2 protein-coding genes are annotated in these 555 nt (G+C 36.2%); one reads left to right on the top strand and one right to left on the bottom strand.

All coding sequences use genetic code 11. From position 1 onward, the window contains the following. The coding region (locus tag ACOI1D_RS21850) for a stage II sporulation protein P (protein ID WP_422504314.1) at positions 1-298 on the bottom strand (298 nt) is incomplete at its 3' end. Between ACOI1D_RS21850 and ACOI1D_RS21845 the strand changes: the two genes are divergently transcribed. Next, positions 297-555, top strand: a 259-nt coding sequence (locus ACOI1D_RS21845) for a hypothetical protein (RefSeq protein WP_422504312.1), incomplete at its 3' end; no start/stop codon positions are given. The two genes, ACOI1D_RS21850 and ACOI1D_RS21845, sit on opposite strands and share 2 nt — an antisense overlap.

Genomic DNA, 555 nt, shown 5'->3' with positions numbered 1-555 from the left:
CCACATTTTCATTTTCATTAGTACTAGAAGAATCACTCGGTTTAACATCTTCATCTATTAAAGGCAAATATCCTTCCCAACTATGAGAATGATAAATAAAAACAGAAGGATTACCTTTTGTATCACCTTTATCTTCTTTAGTTGTACCTGCTCGGTTGCCTTGATTCGTGTCCTGTCCCTCAAGTAATTCATCGAAATTTGGTGGTGGTGATTCCTGTGGTAGATTTGAGTAATCTGATCCTTCCCCTGCAATATAAATCTCAGCATTAACTATATTAAAGCCTGGGATCTCTTGCATGAGTAATGTTGTAATGTTATCGGTTTTAATACCGGTCACAGTCTCCAAGGCTAATTTAGTTAGTGAAGGGGTTTTGAATTCTTTACCAAGCGAGTTCCGAAATCGGGGAAGTTCTTCCCCTAATAAATATAGAAACGTATTTGTAAAGGGTTCCGAATTTATTACGTCTCCAAGACTTTTTGAGTGTAGAATTTTAATTTGTACAGAAGGCGTGTTGATGAATATTATTCCAGCAAATATGGTTAGTACACAACCTA

It is taken from the genome of Virgibacillus sp. DJP39, from assembly GCF_049310925.1.
GTDB lineage: Bacteria > Bacillota > Bacilli > Bacillales > Amphibacillaceae > Virgibacillus_F.
This window is presented reverse-complemented; position numbering and strand designations above follow the sequence as displayed.